The organism is Terriglobales bacterium (genome assembly GCA_035624455.1).
Lineage (GTDB): Bacteria > Acidobacteriota > Terriglobia > Terriglobales > Acidobacteriaceae > DASPRM01.
Genome location: DASPRM010000150.1, coordinates 1 through 17,099 on the forward strand (window position 1 = coordinate 1; position 17,099 = coordinate 17,099).

The 17,099-nt window shown below is 59.0% G+C and carries 15 protein-coding genes; 6 read left to right on the top strand and 9 right to left on the bottom strand.

Features of this window, described 5'->3' with window-relative positions:
• On the top strand, positions 1-610 hold a 610-nt coding region (locus VEG30_16695), incomplete at its 5' end, for a methyltransferase domain-containing protein (protein HXZ81568.1).
• A 134-nt stretch (positions 611-744) separates the two neighbouring features.
• Complete coding sequence (locus VEG30_16700) at positions 745-1,767, top strand: radical SAM protein (protein ID HXZ81569.1); 1,023 nt, start codon at positions 745-747, stop codon at positions 1,765-1,767.
• A gap of 6 nt (positions 1,768-1,773) precedes the next feature.
• Here the strand turns inward: VEG30_16700 and proC are convergent, their stop codons facing one another.
• The 6 genes from proC to VEG30_16730 form a co-directional block, all read right to left on the bottom strand.
• Positions 1,774-2,622 (bottom strand): pyrroline-5-carboxylate reductase, encoded by an 849-nt coding sequence (gene proC, locus VEG30_16705; GenBank protein ID HXZ81570.1) that lies wholly within the window; start codon positions 2,620-2,622, stop codon positions 1,774-1,776.
• A 225-nt stretch (positions 2,623-2,847) separates the two neighbouring features.
• Complete coding sequence (locus VEG30_16710; GenBank protein HXZ81571.1) at positions 2,848-3,567, bottom strand: amino acid racemase; 720 nt, start codon at positions 3,565-3,567, stop codon at positions 2,848-2,850.
• Positions 3,568-3,683: 116 nt separating this feature from the next.
• On the bottom strand, positions 3,684-3,878 hold the full coding sequence (locus VEG30_16715; GenBank protein HXZ81572.1) for a CPXCG motif-containing cysteine-rich protein: 195 nt from the start codon (positions 3,876-3,878) through the stop codon (positions 3,684-3,686).
• Between the two features lie 219 nt (positions 3,879-4,097).
• Positions 4,098-5,156 (bottom strand): adenosine deaminase, encoded by a 1,059-nt coding sequence (add, locus tag VEG30_16720; GenBank protein ID HXZ81573.1) that lies wholly within the window; start codon positions 5,154-5,156, stop codon positions 4,098-4,100.
• Positions 5,157-5,207: 51 nt separating this feature from the next.
• On the bottom strand, positions 5,208-6,107 hold the full coding sequence (locus VEG30_16725; protein HXZ81574.1) for an AraC family transcriptional regulator: 900 nt from the start codon (positions 6,105-6,107) through the stop codon (positions 5,208-5,210).
• Between the two features lie 258 nt (positions 6,108-6,365).
• Complete coding sequence (locus VEG30_16730; protein ID HXZ81575.1) at positions 6,366-6,755, bottom strand: hypothetical protein; 390 nt, start codon at positions 6,753-6,755, stop codon at positions 6,366-6,368.
• 352 nt (positions 6,756-7,107) lie between these two features.
• Between VEG30_16730 and VEG30_16735 the strand changes: the two genes are divergently transcribed.
• Positions 7,108-7,779 (top strand): hypothetical protein, encoded by a 672-nt coding sequence (locus VEG30_16735; GenBank protein HXZ81576.1) that lies wholly within the window; start codon positions 7,108-7,110, stop codon positions 7,777-7,779.
• 359 nt (positions 7,780-8,138) lie between these two features.
• On the opposite strand, the gene VEG30_16740 is transcribed toward VEG30_16735, so the two are convergent.
• Both VEG30_16740 and VEG30_16745 read right to left on the bottom strand, forming a co-directional pair.
• Positions 8,139-9,221 (bottom strand): 4Fe-4S binding protein, encoded by a 1,083-nt coding sequence (locus VEG30_16740; protein ID HXZ81577.1) that lies wholly within the window; start codon positions 9,219-9,221, stop codon positions 8,139-8,141.
• A 284-nt stretch (positions 9,222-9,505) separates the two neighbouring features.
• A complete protein-coding gene (locus VEG30_16745; protein HXZ81578.1) occupies positions 9,506-10,615 on the bottom strand; it encodes an NAD(P)-dependent alcohol dehydrogenase in 1,110 nt (369 codons plus the stop codon).
• A 234-nt stretch (positions 10,616-10,849) separates the two neighbouring features.
• Here VEG30_16745 and VEG30_16750 point away from each other — a divergent pair, with 234 nt between their 5' ends.
• Complete coding sequence (locus VEG30_16750; GenBank protein HXZ81579.1) at positions 10,850-11,554, top strand: ABC transporter ATP-binding protein; 705 nt, start codon at positions 10,850-10,852, stop codon at positions 11,552-11,554.
• A gap of 6 nt (positions 11,555-11,560) precedes the next feature.
• Here VEG30_16750 and VEG30_16755 read toward each other — a convergent pair whose 3' ends face one another.
• A complete protein-coding gene (locus tag VEG30_16755; GenBank protein ID HXZ81580.1) occupies positions 11,561-12,970 on the bottom strand; it encodes a rhomboid family intramembrane serine protease in 1,410 nt (469 codons plus the stop codon).
• Between the two features lie 285 nt (positions 12,971-13,255).
• On the opposite strand from VEG30_16755, the gene VEG30_16760 reads away from it, so the two are divergent.
• Together VEG30_16760 and VEG30_16765 are read left to right on the top strand one after the other, a co-directional pair.
• The gene (locus VEG30_16760; protein ID HXZ81581.1) at positions 13,256-14,845 is read left to right on the top strand and encodes an adenosine deaminase; all 1,590 of its coding nucleotides are present in this window, start codon (positions 13,256-13,258) and stop codon (positions 14,843-14,845) included.
• A gap of 143 nt (positions 14,846-14,988) precedes the next feature.
• On the top strand, positions 14,989-17,099 hold a 2,111-nt coding region (locus VEG30_16765), incomplete at its 3' end, for a protein kinase (GenBank protein ID HXZ81582.1).

Consider the following 17,099-nt stretch of genomic DNA (forward strand, 5'->3'; position numbering starts at 1 on the left):
GTTGTTTCTCGACAACGGGAACCGGGTATATGGCGTGGAGCCTAACGAAAAAATGCGCGGCGCAGCCGAGGAGCTGCTAAGCAACAATCCCAATTTCATCAGCGTCGCAGGATCGGCCGAGGCCACCACACTGAAGCTGAACAGCGTGGAGATGATCGCCGCCGGGCAAGCCTTTCACTGGTTTGATCGCGCGGCAACCAAGGCAGAATTTATCCGCATCCTGAAGCCCCATGGCTGGGTGGTGCTGGTATGGAACGAGCGCAAAGACGACAGCACTCCCTTTCTCAGGGAATACGAGCAGCTTCTTCGCCGATACTCCCGCGATTATGAGCGCGTGGATCACCGCAAGATCACGAATGAAATTCTGGAAGAATTCTTCAGCCCGGCAAAATTCCGCAAGCGCGTTTTCGAGAAGACGCAGGACTTCGATCGCGAAGGCCTTCTGGGTCGGCTCCGCTCGTCTTCTTATGTTCCGGCTCCGGGCGAACCCCATCACGAAATCATCGTGCGCGAAGCCGAGGGTCTGTTTGAGAAATACGCCGAAAACGGCAAGGTACGGTTTGAGTATTCGACTGCCATGTACTTTGCGCTGTTCAAGGCTCCGCACTGAATCCATGCCGTGGCGTACTTTTACACTCCTTTCACATTGCCCCATTAGCCGTTCAATGCCCAAATCACGCTGTCCGGTATTCCCAGCCAACGCGTACGTTCGGGATGTGTTCTAATACGCGTACTTTCATAAGGATGGAGATCAACCTTAGAATCCGGCGCCGCTGGAAGGCCATTCATCGCCGCAGCCGCGAGCTGAAGATGATCGCCAGGGCGCTGCTCTCCACCGACCATCCCATCCTTGCCCACATCATCCCAATGCGGCGATGCAATCTCACCTGCACATATTGCAACGAATACGACAAAACTTCAGAGCCGGTGCCGCTCGACGAGATGCGCCGGCGTCTCGATAAGCTCGCCGCACTGGGCACGACGATCATCACCATCTCCGGCGGCGAGCCCCTGCTTCACCCCGAGCTGGATGACGTCATCCGCCACATCCGGAAGCACAGAATGATCGCCGGCATGATCACCAACGGCTACCTGCTGACCGCCGAGCGCATCCAGCGGCTGAACCGCGCCGGACTCGAACACCTGCAGATTTCAATCGACAACGTCACCCCCGACGACGTTTCCAAGAAAAGCCTGAAGGTACTCGACAAGAAGCTCCAGCTCCTGGCCGAGCATGCCGAATTTCACGTGAATATCAACTCGGTAGTTGGTGGAGGCATTCGCAGCCCGGAAGACGCACTGGTGATCGGGAAACGAGCGCTGGAGCTGGGACTCACTTCGACTGTCGGCATCATTCACAATGGCGATGGGCAACTGATGCCTCTGGGCGAGAAGGAGCGCGCCATCTACCAGGCGATGAGGGCGATGGAGAAGGCCAGCTACGCCCGCATCAATTATTTTCAGGACAACATCGCCAGTGGACGGCCTAACGAATGGCGCTGCCGTGCCGGTTCGCGTTATCTCTACATCTGCGAGAATGGGCTGGTTCACTATTGTTCGCAACAGCGGGGATATCCGGCGAAACCGCTCGCGCAGTACACCATCGATGACATCCGGCGCGAATACGTGACCGAGAAGTCATGCGCGCCGCACTGCACTGTGTCCTGCGTACACCAGATTTCCTATCTTGACTCCTGGCGCGCTCCGCAGAAGAGCGACGTTCCGCCGACCCCTGCGGGAGAGGGCGAGCTGGTGCATATCCGGTAAGACCGCTCATCCCATCAACAGCTCTCTGGCCCTTTGCGTTGCCTTCACCACGGCTCGGATCAACGTAACGCGCAACCCGCCCTCTTCCAGTTCCAGGAGGCCATCAATCGTGCATCCGGCGGGCGTCGTGACCGCGTCTTTCAACAGAGCCGGATGGTCGCCGGTTTCCAACACAACTCTGGCGGCTCCCAATGCCGTCTGTGCCGCGAGCAAAGTGGCCATGTCACGCGGCAGCCCTACCTTCACTCCGGCTTCGGCCAGCGATTCCAGGATCACGTAGATGTATGCCGGCCCGCTGGCGGAGAGCGCGGTGCAGGCATCCATGTGCTGCTCGTCTACCAGCAACGTCTTGCCTACGGCATCGAATAACGTTCGCGCGATCTCCAGATGATCCGAGTTCGCAAACCTGCCCTTAGCGATTGCCGTCATACCGCAACGAAGCATGCTGGGCGTGTTAGGCATGGCGCGAACCACGGGAACGTCGGCGTCGAGATGCTTCTCGATATAACTTGTGGGCACAGATGCCGCCACGGAGATCACCAGCTGCGAAGGCTTTACTGCGTGCTTGATCTCATGCAGCACACTGCTGACGACCTGCGGCTTTACCCCAAGCACGATGACATCTGCCTTGCGGACGGCCGCCACGTTGTCGGTGCCCACCGCAATCTGCAGTTTTTCTGCGACGCGACCAGCGCGCTCTTCATGCTTGACGGTGGCGCAAGTCTGATTGCGCGCGATGATTCCGTTGTCCAGCAGCGCCTGCAGCAGAATGCCTCCGATCTTGCCCGCACCCAGCATGGCAAGACGTTGGCCGCCGAGACCCTTGTCGATAGTTGTTTGCTTTGCCTTGGTCATGGGCTTTCCTCTTTATTCCCAAAACGCAACGACCCACGATGCATGGCACCGTGGGTCGGGGAAACTCGCTCTTTTCGGCTCGTCTCTCAGTTCGCCTGCACGCCACTCACGCTGCCCGCGTCTGGGCGCGGGAATGCCGGTCGCGGATATGCGCTTCCGGTGCGAATTGGGAGGCCAGGTATGCTCATTGCCGTGCCGCTAAGGTACATGGGATGAAGCTGAAGGTCAACCACGCGCTGCCACCGCACCGATCGACGTTCCGACTGCCCTGCGGAGCGCAGCCCTTGCCAACAGGCGGGTCGAGTCCAGGGTAGGAAGTGGCGAGTCAACCGGCGAAACCAGCAGTGGGAGTTCGGTGCAGCCCAGCACCACGGCATCGCAGCCCTGGTTCTTCATCCGCGTGATCACTGCCTGAAAGTAGCGCAGAGAAGCCGGCTTGAACTCCCCGTAGACCAGTTCATCGAAAATGATCTGGTTGATGCGTTCGCGCTCTTCCTTATCAGGGCGAAGGAATTCCAGGCCGCGGGCGCGAAGCTTTTCGGGATAGACATCGCTTTCGACAAGGTACTTCGTCCCGGTCACTGCCAGCTTGTGATAGCCGAGGCGCACCGCTTCGGACGCCGCTTCCTCTGCGATATGCAGCCAGGGAAGCGGAGACCGCTCGCGCAGGAAAGGCAGCGCCTGGTGAGCGGTGTTGTCAGGACAGATCAGGAAGTCGGCGCCGGCGTTGGCCAGCTTCTCCGCCGAGGCAAGCATAAGTTCCGCCACGCCCTGCCAGTCGTCGCGCTCGATGTGGCGCATGTACTCAGCCAACGGAAATGTATGCATGGTGACTTCCGGATGATTGTGCGGTCCGAGGAGCGACGCGCCTTCCAGGCACAAAGCGCGGTAGCAAAGGGCAGCGCCCTCGGCGCTGACCGCGACGATTCCGATGTGCTCGGGCATACGTTTAATGATTATGGCTGCTTGGCCGCGGCTGCGGAATTTTCCTAAGACTTCAGAACTTCCTCTGGAGGGGGATGGCCCACACTTCCAGCCTTTTTGGGGGGGAGGCAGTGCAACTACTCTATTTCGGCACTCACCCGGAACCGCCGGGATTCCGAGTCCCAGCGAAACTCGAGCACATTGGGCTGGCAGCAAACCTGGCAATCCTGAACATAGCTTTGGCGGCGGCGGCCCGCAGACTCATCGATATCCGCATCGTTCCACTCGCCGCAACCCGCGCACTGAAAGGAGGACTGAATAGGCAGGGTCATGGGTGCAGCGGTCCCTCGACCTGCTCCAATAGTTCGCTTACGCAGTTGTAGTTAACCTCGGGGTACGTACCTAATGGACGCGCCTTCACGCGGAACGGTAAAGATTCTAATGGACTCTTCGGGATGCGTCCGGGCTTCAGGACCTTCAGAAAAAACAAACCCACTTGATTCAGCTTGGGCATGCGCACAACCTGATCCTCCTCGCGAACTATTCTGACGTCAATCCTCAAACCTATTCAAATATTCCTGCTTCCGCTCCTCCGGCAAAAACGACGCCCGAAACGAATTCATTGCGAGCTCCCGCAGGTCTTCATCGCGTAGCGCGAACATTTCCTGAGCCAGCCGATACTCCCGGTTCAGCGAAGTAAGAAACATCTCGGGATCATCTGTGTTCAGCGTGACCATCAGGCCGTGATCGAGGAAGGTCCTGAGCGGATGTTGCCCAAGATCGGGGCAGCAGCCGGTGTGCAGATTGCTGGAGAGGCAGACTTCGATCGGGATCTGCGATTGTGCCAAATGCGCCATCAGCTCCGCATCCCGCCAGGCATTGAGCCCGTGACCGATTCGTTCCGCACGCAAGCCATCAAGGGCCATGGCGATCGACTCCGGTCCGCAGCTTTCGCCCGCATGACAGGTGAGCCGCAGGCCGTGCTTGCGCGCCTGGGCGTAGACTTCGCCGAAAAGCTCCGGTCCCGCCCGCTTCTCGTCACCACCGATTCCGAAGCCAACCACGCCGCGATCGTGGTAGATCATCGCTTCCTCGACCACGCGCATCGCCGGGGCTGGCCCGAAGTGACGCGTGGCGTCGAAGATCCAGAGCAGGGATATGCCGAAGTCGCGCTCCCCGCGGGTACGGCCGCTCTCCAGGCCTTCAAAAATCGGCGCAAACTCCTGCCCACGGAAGTGAATGACTCCCACCGACACGTACACCTCAGCATGCAGCACATTTTCTGCATGCAGTTTTTGCATCAGCCGATAGGTGATGACTTCAAAGTCCTCAGGCGTTCGCAGCCGTTCGGAGACTGCCTTGAAGGCCATCAGAAAGCCGAGAAAATCTTCGTAGCGATAGAGTCTCTCAACATCCGCCTCGGTCAGTTCCTGGCCACTATCGGGGCCGACAATGTAACGGGGATTCTCGACCCGCAGAGGAGTGTTGTGACGGCGGCTGAGTTCTGCCAATGTAGGCGGATCGACCGAGCCCTCCAGGTGGAGATGGAGTTCGGCTTTGGGAAGCGAACGAATAAATTCGCTGACCTGATTCTCCTGACCAAGTGACATCCGCTCCAGTTAAACACAGCAGAGCGGAAATCCAGAGGGCAACCAGCCACATTACAGCTGGCGCCGATATTGGCTGGGAGTCACGCCGGTAATTCGCCGGAAGACCTTGGTGAAATGCCCCTGATCGACGAAACCCAGCCTGGCGCTGGCTTCCAGGATGCTCACCTCGGGATCACGCAAGAGCTCCCTGGCATGGGAGATTCTCTGGCGCAGCAGGTACTGGTGCGGGCTGAATCCCGTGCTCTGCCGAAAAAGGGTCGAGAAGTGATGCGGGCTCAAGTCCGCCGTTGAGGCGAGCGAGCTCAAGGAAATATCCTCACCCAGGTTCGCACGAATGTACTCCAGAACGCGCCTCAGCCGCGCCGCCGGCAAGCCGTCGCGAAAGGCAGGCGCCTGGGCGGGCGAACCCGAGTATCGTTGCGCCAGATAAACCGCCAGGGTTTGCCCCAGGGACTCACCGAACAACCTGCCTGCGGGACACCCAGCCCGCAATTCTGCGTGCATGGCCCGCATCAGTAATTCGATCTGCGGATCTTCAAAACTCCAACGTTCTTCCAGTTCACCGGGTTCGCGGAGCGACTCCTGTCTCGCCGACTCGAAGACTTTAGGATCGATAGAAAGGATGACATGCTCGAGGGGGCCGTTCCAGGAGACGGAATCGCGTGTTCCCCGCGGCAGCAGCACCAGATTTCCCGCACGCCTTAAGACGCTTCCGGGGCCGCTGGTGGAACGCCAGGACATCCCGACAGGATTTCCAATATGGAGATTCACCACATGGGTCAAATGCTGGTGCTCGGGAATCTCGACACGGCTACCAGCATGCTGCTCGAGCTGGAGGCCTTCCCAGCCGCAGGTGGCGCTGGAAATCACCGGATCCCGAGGCCCCAGCGGCGACACCTTGCCGTTCTGGAGAACCTCAATTCGCTTTCCACTGTGCTCGGCCAGGTCCATTGCGTCCCCACAGTCAGTTGAGATTTAGAGTCAGCGGGGACGCCGGCAGTCGCAATTGTTAGCGGAAGGGAGAGCCGGCCAGTTGTTAATTCCTGAATCGATTATTGATGTTGATGAATCGCGGAATCGGAACACTGCAAAACTACCAATTGCAGCGCGTGTCTGCGTCAGGAAGCGGTTCCGTTTCTCGGATTAGAGCCAAGAACAAAAAAGGACGCCTTCGTGGCGTCCTTTCGCAAATCAGGAATCCCCGGATGCTTAGTAGGAGAGGAACAGCTGCGGTCCACCCGAGGAAGTTGAAAACGCATCCGCCTGTCTGCCTTCGGAAGCGCTAACCTTCTTGCTCAGCTTGTGCCCCTGGTGGTTGGCGGGGTTCACATATTCTTGCTGGCATTGGTATTCCGGATAGGAAGTGCAGTTCTGCTGGCTGACAACCGTGGCTCCGGCGGCGACGTTCTCGCAGGCAAGATGTTGGCCGCCATCTGAAGAGTCACAGCGCAAGAGGACTTGCGAGCCGGAAACCGGTGTCGCTAACAGGGCTGCCGTTCCTGCGCTTGCAGTCTGCGCATTCAAAGCCACTGGCGCAACCATAATTAAGGTGACCAATAGTCCTAGGAAGAGTGCCAAATTCGTATTTTGCCGTTTCATAACCGTGCCCTCCTGATTCGGTGATCGCGTCTCACCGCGTTCAGTCAATAGACGCGGAACCGGCCAATAGCATTGGTCTGTTCTTGCGGGATTTGGTCAGATCTTGCGATTTTTTGGTTAATGATGTTTGGGGGCAGCATAATCCCTCATGGTTTGTTCCTGATTCGTAAGGAGCGGCTGAAGCCGCAATGGGAAACAGAATCCAGAAGCCGGCCAGAAAAGCTCAGAAAAGCATAGATGCTTCGCTCGCGATGCGGTCTCAGCATGAGCCCGTCGAGGCTATGTTGAGCGCCGATAGCTAAAATGCCTTGAGTAAAATGGATCGGAATTCTCTCAGGAAGGTTCTGCAGCCATGGATGCGCAAGCACCACAATCAATCTCGTCGCCGCGAACCGTCTACGTCACACTCGGCGGGCTGCCCCTGTTCATTCAGTTGAAGTGGCCATTCCGCCCTTCCACGGCGGGATCAGATTTCCATGTCCTGCACGCCGACATTGAACTCGCCGACGGACGGGGCCTGCATGCTCCCGTCTCGGTAAACCTGACGCGGACCGTCGAGGAGGTGCTGGCGTCGCTCGAGCGCGTCCACACCGAGGCTCCCGTGATCAACGCGCTGCGCAAGGAAGTGGACAGCCGCCAGCTGGAATTTCTTAAGTCCGGCAAGCTGGTGCCGGTGAATTTCAACAGCCGCCTGTACGACTTCAAGCGCGGCCGCTGGGCGTTCGGGAAGGCCGGCGATGAACAGATCAGCGAGCTGCTGGCCCGAAAAGCTTACTGGTCGGTGAAGGCGGGTATCACCGACGACCTTTGGATAGGCGACCCGGTCGAAGCCATGTACGTGGACTCCACGCCGGAGAACCTGGTGGCATTAGCCAAGAAGCTCGCGTCCAATAACCTGGTGCACCTCCAGGGCGATCGCATCCGGCCGACGGAAGCGCTGATGGGGCAGTCGGCGAAATTCGAAAACGATACGCGCGATGCGCTCCAGGCTCTGGAGCAGAAACACGCGTTCGAGCGGGGCTAGAAGTTTGTACCCTGGGGGCGTGAGAGCTAGTGTTTTCACGAAGTTAGCTAGGTTTAGGTCTGCAGCATATTGATTCTGCAGGGTTTAAATTCCAAGTTATTGAAAGAATCAAGCCACGGATTCTGCGGAATTAGCCTGGACCAGAAGATAAAGGTTTGAAGCCGAAGCTCTCAAAGGGGTGCAGTCGTCTCTGACGCGAAACGATGGCTGGGAGTTCCCCTTAGCCTATCTTCACTCCACACGCCACAATTCCAGTGTAACCAAAACGGACGGACAATTGGGACATCTGGTCTTGGACGGTATCTATTTCCTTATCAGTAAGATGGCAGTTAATTGAGGGTGTGCGGGGGTTGACAAGCTCAATGCCCAGGCATGGGGTGCTGTGCCTGGTCGGCGTGTGGCACCAGTTCCAGGTAGATCTGGCGGGGGATGTGCGAATCCCAGTGTCCGGTGGCCTTGGCTACCCCTACAGTTCCGAGGAACGACATGGCGATTCCGGCGGCGAGCGCCCAGGCAGGGAAAGGACGCCGCAGGGCCGAAAGCGAGAGCGCGTCTTGCGCCGGACAGACGGCGACGCACTCGAGGCACGCGGTGCACTCGGCGGAGCGGATGGCGATTAGTTTATCCACGGGAAGGAAAGCGGGGCAGGCGCGGGCGCACCTGGCACAGTCGATGCAGGCTGAGGGGCGCCGGCGGATGCGCAGCGGGCTGGGAAGCGCCGCCAGTCCGAGCAGGGCGCCATAGGGACACAGATAGCGGCACCAGAAATTCTGGATGAACACGGACAACACGAGCAGGGTGCCGATCACGATCGCACCGGTGGTTCCCAGGAAGCGGAAGAAGTCGAGCATCTTGACGTCAGCAATCAGGCCATAGGGGGAGCGCAGGAAGGAGGCGATTTCGGCGCTCGTCATGCTGCCGACGGCCCAGAGAAAAAAGCCGAGCAGCAGGTACTTCAGGCCGCGGAGTGGAAGATCGAGCCAGCGCGGCAGGGCGAGATTGCGGCGAAAAATACGGCGTCCGAGCTTCCACAGATATTCCGAGAGCGTGCCGACCGGGCAGAGCCAGGAACAGAAGGCTTTGCGAAAGAGAAACGAGATACTCAGGAAGACGGCGATCAGAAACATTCCCGCCGGGTGAATGGTTGGAATCCGGCCTGTGAGGATCGCGGCCTTAAGATTCATCAGGCCGGCGATGGGCAGCCAGCCTTCAACGCCGGCGGGGCGTGCGACATAGCGGGTGGCTTCGGCGGTCTCGTAGTAGCGCACCCAGAAATAGAACTGGACGCCGATGATGACGTTGAGAATCAAAAAGGCGATCTGCAAGGAGCGGCGGAGCGGCTGGGAGCGGTCGGACTTGAGGCGGCGGATGAGTTTCTTCTTTGGTCGGGCCTGAGGTGGGGATTCGGGCGCGACTTCGGAGATGGTGAGTCGGGCAGACATGGAGGTTTGTTTTCTCAGAGAAGCTTAGGGGTGGAACCTCACTGGGGTCTGTGATGGAAGTCACGGGGGTGGTTATGGGGCGCCCTGTCGAGGCTGCGCCTCGACCTCTGACCCTAGCCAAAGACGGGCTAGGATGGGGCACCCTCCGGGTCCATAAACACCAGGTCTTTCGACTCGGACGGGGATCGCTTCACCCGGTCCTCGCTCAAGATGACAGCGTGAAGGTTGTTGATCCAGGGGGGACAGGCAATATTGGCTGTCCCACACCAGTTCGCCGGCAGCTTCTATTTCAGCGATGCCAGGTCGATCACGAAGCGGTACTTCACATCGCCTTTCAGCAGCCGCTCGTAAGCCTGATTGATCTGCTGAATCGGGATCATTTCGATGTCGGAGGTGATGCCGTGCTCGGCGCAGAAATCCAGCATCTCCTGGGTCTCGCGCAGACCGCCGATAAGAGAACCCGCCAGTTGATGCCGCCCAAAGAGCAGGCTAAACGCTGAGATGGGCAGCGGATTCGGCGATGCGCCGACCATCGTGAGCGTCCCGTCAAGCTTCAGCAGGTCGAGATAGGCGTTGACGTTGTGATCGCCGGAGGCGGTGTCGAGAATAAAGTTGAAACTGCCGCGGTGCTTCTGCATTTCGGCATCGTTCCTGGAGACCACGACTTCATCCGCGCCGAGCCGCAATCCGTCGGCAATCTTGTTCGGCGAGGTGGTAAACAGAACCACATGCGCGCCGAATGCCTTGGCGAATTTCACTCCCATGTGGCCCAGGCCGCCGAGGCCCACGACGCCCACTTTTTGTCCTTTCCGCACGTTCCAGTGGCGCAGCGGTGAATAAGTCGTAATGCCGGCGCAGAGCAGCGGAGCTGTGCCTGGGAGATTTGCCTGGTTGGAAACGCGCAGCACGAAGGCTTCGTCCACCACCATGCTGTCGGAATAGCCGCCGTAAGTGACGCCCCCGAGTATCTTGTCTTCGCCGTTATAGGTGAATGTGGGCACGCTTTCACAGAACTGCTCTACTCCTGCGCGGCAGTTGGCGCAGGTGCGGTCGGAATCGACCAGGCAACCGACGGCGGCGTAGTCGCCTTCCTTGAATTTCTTGACCGCACTGCCAACTTTGGTCACACGTCCCACGATTTCATGACCGGGAACACAGGGGTAGACCGTGGCCATGAAGTTTTCCCACTCATTGCGCACGGTGTGCAGGTCGGAGTGGCAAACCCCACAGTAAAGAATTTCGATCTGCACGTCCTGGGGCCGTGGAGCGCGGCGCTTGATTGCCAGCGGCGCGAGGCCCGAGTTTGGGGATTGGGCGCCAAAGGCTTTTGCGGGATAGGTTCTTCCCGCTGCTAACTCGTCTCGTGTGGCAACGGCTGAGGTGGACTGATTCATCGGGATGTTCTCCTTTATATGAGAGCGTGTGGAGATATTCGATAGCTAAGTACTGGTGAGCGTCCGAACGTATATTCTACAGATGCCGCAGGGAGCGGCGAGTGGCAGAAAAAATAGCCGTCAGCAAACAGCAGTCAGCAAACAGCACAGGTGCTTCGCCAGCGAAGCGGGCCATTCGCATTGAAGCCGCGTGCCGCCTGAGGCCGCGCGTTCATCGTGTAAGATCAATCCTGGATGGCGGCCATCATCGAAGTTCAAGACGTTCGTAAGTCCTACCACGTGGGCAAGGTTGAAGTGCCGGCATTGCGCGGGGTTTCGATGTCGGTCGAGAAGGGGAAATTCGTTGCGATTTTGGGCCCCTCCGGCAGCGGAAAGAGCACGCTGTTCTACATTCTCGGTGGCCTGACCCGGAGCGACTCTGGAATGGTTATGCTCGACGGCGTGAACTTCACCGAGCTTTCCGATGCCGAGCGGACGCGCGTGCGCAAGTCGAAGATTGGTTTTGTTTTCCAGAAATTCAATCTGCTGCCCACTCTCGATGCGTTGGGGAACATTCGCATCGCTCAGGATATCGCGGGAAAAAACGGCACCCTGGATCCGGCGTATTTCCAGCGCATCACGCAATTACTTGGGATCGAGAAGCGCCTGACCCACCGGCCCTCCGAGCTGTCGGGAGGAGAACAGCAGCGGGTAGCGCTGGCGCGCGCGCTGGTCAACAAGCCGGCCATCATCCTGGCGGACGAGCCCACCGGCAATCTCGATACGCAGAATTCGGAAACCGTCCTGACGTTGTTGCAACAGTCCAACAAGGAGCTGGGGCAGACGGTGCTGATGATCACGCACAACCCTGACGCCGCGGAGTTTGCCGATCGCCGGATCTATATGCGCGATGGGCGGATCGTTCCCAAAGACGATTACCATCTTCATCCGGTGGGCTGAGAAGATCTATCTCGGAATCCTTTTCTGCCGCATCTGTGCGGTTCGCAATTCCAGGGCGCGCTGGTAGGCAGCCTGAGATTCGTTCTGCATACCTTTAGCGTCGTAGGCGTTGGCCAGCCAGGTATGCCAGTCGGCGTCGTTCGGTTTTGCCTTGACCGCTTGCTGAAAGGCAGCAATCGCTTCGTCGTAGCGCTTCAGGCTCATCGCCGAAATTCCTAAGGCGTAAGCGGCTACGCCACTATCGGGCCGCAGTTTTACGGCGGTTCGCAAGGCTTCGATGGCCTGGGCATGTCGATCCTGCCGTTGCAGCGTCAATCCCAGGTAATACCAGCTATCGGCAGCTTTGGGATCAAATTGCGCAGCTTTGGCAAAGGCGTCGCTTGCTTCTTCCCACTTCGCCTGCTTGAAATAAAGATGGCCGAGCGAATCCCACGCCACCGCGGATTGTGGATTCGACTGAACCACCTGCTTCAGCGTGTTCTCCGCCTCATCCATCTGGCCCTTGCGTACGTAGGCATCGCCAAGAAGCAACAGCACCGCCGGATCGCCGGGCTTGCGCTGCCTGAGAACGTTCAGGGTTCGCAGAGCCTGATCGGTTTTCCCGGAATTCAGCTCCTCGCGTGCACTCTCCAATTGCGCCAGGTAGCCATCCTTCTTCCATACCAGGGCGCCTGCGGCGAGCAAGACGGCAACTCCTCCGACCAGAATGACGCGGCGGAATTGCTGCGCCGGCTCGCTTGCCCCCAGGTGGCGCCCCAACGCTGCGCCCGCAAGCAGTCCAAAAATGAAGCCTCCGAGGTGCGCGCCGTTATCGATACCAGGCTGGACGATTCCAAAGACCAGGTTGTATCCGGCAAAGATCAACAAGCTGCGCAATAGCGATCCCGCGGCTTGCCGTGGAAACGGCAGGTGGCCGAAATGCAGCGTGGTTATCAGCGCACCCGCTATGCCGAAGATGGCGCCGGAAGCGCCAGCGCTCACCGCTACCGGACTCCGCACCAGGCTTCCCAGGCTGCCGGCAATTGCCGTGCCCAGATAAATCAGCAGGAAGGTGCGCTTGCCGTAAATGACCTCGGAAAGGTATCCCACATTCAGCAGCGCCCACATGTTGAACGCCAGGTGGAGGATTCCGATGTGCACGAACGCACACGTCAGCAGGCGCCACCACTGGCCATTCATGGTCAGCGGACCATAGTTGGCCCCCCAGCGAATGATTTGCTCGGCTGTGGGACTGGTTGGACTCGCGCCCTTCAACACCATCAGCAGGTAGACAAGGATGTTCAGGCCGACAAGAACTCCGGTTAAAGACAGGAACAGGTCGCGATAGCTGTAGGGCTGGCGTCGGAGTGGGGTTGGTTGCGCGACCGGAGGGTGCGAGCGCTGACAGTCCGCGCAGGTCTGCTGAGGTTGTCCCATGGTCGATGAGGGGAACTCTTTTCCGCACTGTGCGCAGATGGCCAATAAAGCAGTTCTCTAAAATGCTCAAAAAGAGCAACTGTTTCGGATGGTATCACGACATGAATTAGGGCTTTCGTGCTTGCCATGTTGAGCCTGACCATCCGAAGTACCGCAAGATCTTTCGACTCGGGCCGGAGTTGTTGAATGCCGGCCCTCGCTCAAGATGACAGGCCAAAGGTGGTTCCGATCTGCAGTCTTTCTAGCTTACGTTACAATCCCTCCACTCACCGTCAGGAGGATTGCTTGAGGCTTGGGGCGCGTCTGCTTGTCCTGGTTTTGCTGGGGAGTTCGCTTTGCCTGGCACAGCATCATCGTGGCCGACCTGCTCCGGTGCGCACGCCGCCAGCGCCCGCTGCTTCGCTGCAAACTCCGGAAGAGCGCGCATCTCACTATCTTGATTCCGTCCGCAGCCAGCCCGGCTTGCTGCTGGAGTTTTTGCGCAACTTTCCCAAGGGAGGAGATCTGCACAATCACCTGGTCGGCTCTATTTATGCGGAGAGTTTTATTCAATGGGCTGCCGACGACGGCTATTGTATCGACCGCACCTCCAACGCTTTCTCGCCATCTCCCTGTGAAAAAGCAACGATTCCCGCAAAACAGTTGCTGACTGATCCACAGCTTTACAGTGCCGCCCTGGGCGCGCTCTCGATGTACCAATTTGTGCCCGGCTCGGAATCCGGACACGATCATTTCTTTCGCACCTTTCCTAAATTTCTTCCCGTAGCTGCGAATCACATGGGAGAAGAGCTGGCGGAAGTGGCAGCGCGCGCCGGACGGCAAAACGAAATGTATCTGGAATTGATCGTCGGACCGGAATGGGGAGAAGCGGCACGTTTTGGAGCGAGCATCGGATGGGATTCCGACTTAAAGACGCTGCAACAAAAGATGCTGAATGGCGGTCTCGCCCGAGTGGTTGCGACTTCGCGTGCGAACCTGGATGCAGCCGAGGCTAAAATGCGCCAGTTGCTGCACTGCGGAACAACGAACGCAGACCCCGGGTGCGCGGTCACCATCCGGTACGAATTTGAAGTGCTTCGCGGCTTGCCTCCCGCACAGGTGTTCGCCGCCATCCTTGCAGGATTTGAGCTTGCCGCTCAGGATCCGCGCATCATCAGCGTGAACCCGGTGATGCCCGAGGATTGGTACGTTCCTATGCACGACTTCAGCCTGCACATGCAAATGTTCGAGTTTCTGCGCAAGCAATATCCACATGTGCGCCTCAGCATGCATGCCGGCGAGTTGACGATGGGTTTGGTTCCCCCCGACGGGTTGCGCTTCCATATTCGTGATTCGATCCGCCGCGGAGGAGCGCAGCGCATCGGGCACGGCGTGGACTTGCCCTATGAAGATGATCCCTTTGAACTCCTGCGCGAGATGGCCGCTCATCATGTAGCCGTCGAAATCTGCCTTACCAGCAATGACCTGATTCTTGGCGTAAAGGGCGACCCTCATCCTCTGCCGCTTTATCTCCAATATGGTGTGCCGGTGGTGCTGGCCACCGACGACGAGGGCGTATCGCGCTCCGACATGACCCAAGAATATTTGCGGGCGACGCAGACTTATGGTCTGAAATATGCGGAGCTGAAGCGGATTTCCCGGCACAGCCTGGAATATTCATTTCTCAAGGGTGAAAGCCTGTGGTCGGATGCTGGCACTTTCCACCGCATAGCCGCCTGCACAGCCGACAACCCGGCCGCTGCCTCGACATCCGAAGGGTGCCGAAAGTGGCTGGCCGGCAACCCCAAGGCCCAGCTGGAATGGAAACTCGAGGCTGCATTTGCGCACTTCGAGACGCAATGTTGTGGCGCAGCCCCTGCCAAGGGGGTAAAATAGGCGCCAATTATGGCGAGTTGAGCCGAGTCCCCGCCAGGTGATGTCCAAAGTAGCGCTGGAATATGGTTTACGCTTGCAGGGCGCTGCCATCTGCAGAATAATCGGTCGGTTGTCTCCTCCCCGGAAGGTGGGTGGGCCTTCCAATGACCTGTCCTAAATGTGGCGCTGAGAATTCCGACGCGGTGTCGCGCTGCCTGAAGTGTGGCTCGTCGCTGGTGGTCAGCGTAGAAGCCGAAACCTGGGCTGGAGGAACACGAGCAGCATCCGCGGACGAGACCTGGGCGCCTAACTCAAAGCCTGCCTCACCCCGCTCTGGGACCGATGAAACCTGGGCCGGTCCAATCAAGCCGCCCACAGCTCCTTCCGACGCGCAGACCTGGGTAGGTCCATCTTCCGACGCCCCTACTGCCCTGCCGTTTTCGCGCTCTGCCTACTCCAATGCTCCCACCGCAGTGGGCTTTGGTTTTGGCGCGACCGCCGCAGCCCAGGGACAAATCGATTTCGGACCGCGCTACCAGGTGGAGAAACTGCTCGGCCAGGGCGGCATGGGAGCGGTTTACAAAGCCTACGACAAGGATCTTGATCGCACCGTCGCGCTCAAGCTGATTCGCCCCGAATTGACCGTTCATCCCGAGTCCATGATGCGCTTCAAGCAGGAGCTCCTGCTGGCCAGCAAGATCTCCCACAAGAACATCCTGCGCATCCACGACCTCGGCGACGCCGCGGGCATGAAGTTCATTTCCATGGCCTACATCGACGGCCAGGATTTGAGCGATCTGCTGCGTAAGACCGGCCGTCTGCCGGTCGCTCGCGCGCTGCATATCGCGCGCCAGCTGTGCGCTGCGCTCCAGGCAGCGCAAAACGAAGGCGTGGTCCACCGGGACTTCAAGCCGCAGAACATCATGCTCGACCAGGCGGACAACGTTTACGTATCCGACTTCGGTCTGGCCAAGTCGCTGGGCGAAGAGGGTGGCATGACCATGACCGGCGAGCTCCTCGGCACGCCGCGCTACATGGCGCCGGAGCAGGTCGAGGGCAAGAAGGTTGATGCCCGCACCGATCTTTACGCTTTAGGGCTGGTGATCTACGAGATGGTCACCGGCGACGTTCCCTTCCAGAACGAGACCACGCTCACCATGATGTACAAGCGGGCCAATGAGGCCCCGCCCAGTCCCAAGAACATCAATCCCGAGGTGCCGGACTGGCTGGTGCACCTCATCATGAAGTGCCTGGAGCGCGATCCCGCCAACCGCTACCAGAGCGCGCAGGAAATCCTGGACGATATCAACGCCGGCCGGGGGCCCTCTGCGGCGGCGCAGAGCATGTCGATCGGAATTCCGAGGTTGCAGGTCACGGTCAGCAAGCGCCGGGGCGTCCTGGTGGGAGTGGTTGCCCTCGCCTTGGCCATCGCCGTGGCTACACCACTCGTCATCAAGTTGCGGCACCGCGAAACCGCCGCGCAGGAATCTGCGGCCAACGCCAAGTACGTTGCGGTGCTGCCGCTCAAGATCGCCGGCGACCAGGGCTCGCTCGACTACATCGCCAACGGCGTGGTCGAAGCTCTTACTGCCAAGCTCTTCCAGTTGAAAGACGTGCGCGTGGCATCGTCGTCGGCGCTGGAGAAATTGGGCAAGAACGCCGACTCGGTGGCGGAGATTGGCAAGGCGCTGGGCGTCAACCTGGTGGTTAGCGGCACGATCCAGGGCGCGGGCGACAAGCTGCGCATCGTGATGAACATGGACGATGCCAAGTCCGGTCAGCGGCTGTGGACACAGGAATTTTCCGGCGTGAGCGGTGACCTGCTCACCCTGGAAGATCAGATCTATAACAAGGTAACCTCGGCGCTGGAGCTGAAACTCAGCAACGAGGAGCTGGCGAGAACCAGCGCGCATCCGACGGAGAATATCGGCGCCTATCAGCTCTATCTGCAGGGCCGGAATGCGATGCGCGGCAAGCTCGACGCCAAAGGCGCGCAGGTGGCGATCGATTACTTCGACAAGGCCCGCAAGCAGGATCCCGAATTCGCCCTCGCCTACACGGGAATCGCCGATGCCAGCCTGCGGATGTACAAGGAAAGCAAGGATACGAGTTGGGCGGATAAGGCTGTAGGTGCGGCGGAGCAGGCGGCGCGGCTGAACGACAATCTACCCGAAGTTCATTTTGCTTTGGGCTCGGTCTATGGCGCTACCGGAAAATCGACAGAAGCAATCGCCGAATTGCAGCGAGCCTTGCAACTGGCGCCTAACTCGGATGA

What these genes read in the sequence shown, in the direction of transcription:
- VEG30_16700 (HXZ81569.1), top strand. Translation starts at nt 745, where the DNA reads ATGGAGATCAACCTTAGAATCCGGCGCCGCTGGAAGGCCATTCATCGC.
- proC (HXZ81570.1), bottom strand. Translation starts at nt 2,622, where the DNA reads ATGACCAAGGCAAAGCAAACAACTATCGACAAGGGTCTCGGCGGCCAA.
- VEG30_16710 (HXZ81571.1), bottom strand. Translation starts at nt 3,567, where the DNA reads ATGCCCGAGCACATCGGAATCGTCGCGGTCAGCGCCGAGGGCGCTGCC.
- VEG30_16715 (HXZ81572.1), bottom strand. Translation starts at nt 3,878, where the DNA reads ATGACCCTGCCTATTCAGTCCTCCTTTCAGTGCGCGGGTTGCGGCGAG.
- add (HXZ81573.1), bottom strand. Translation starts at nt 5,156, where the DNA reads ATGTCACTTGGTCAGGAGAATCAGGTCAGCGAATTTATTCGTTCGCTT.
- VEG30_16725 (HXZ81574.1), bottom strand. Translation starts at nt 6,107, where the DNA reads ATGGACCTGGCCGAGCACAGTGGAAAGCGAATTGAGGTTCTCCAGAAC.
- VEG30_16730 (HXZ81575.1), bottom strand. Translation starts at nt 6,755, where the DNA reads ATGAAACGGCAAAATACGAATTTGGCACTCTTCCTAGGACTATTGGTC.
- VEG30_16735 (HXZ81576.1), top strand. Translation starts at nt 7,108, where the DNA reads ATGGATGCGCAAGCACCACAATCAATCTCGTCGCCGCGAACCGTCTAC.
- VEG30_16740 (HXZ81577.1), bottom strand. Translation starts at nt 9,221, where the DNA reads ATGTCTGCCCGACTCACCATCTCCGAAGTCGCGCCCGAATCCCCACCT.
- VEG30_16745 (HXZ81578.1), bottom strand. Translation starts at nt 10,615, where the DNA reads ATGAATCAGTCCACCTCAGCCGTTGCCACACGAGACGAGTTAGCAGCG.
- VEG30_16750 (HXZ81579.1), top strand. Translation starts at nt 10,850, where the DNA reads ATGGCGGCCATCATCGAAGTTCAAGACGTTCGTAAGTCCTACCACGTG.
- VEG30_16755 (HXZ81580.1), bottom strand. Translation starts at nt 12,970, where the DNA reads ATGGGACAACCTCAGCAGACCTGCGCGGACTGTCAGCGCTCGCACCCT.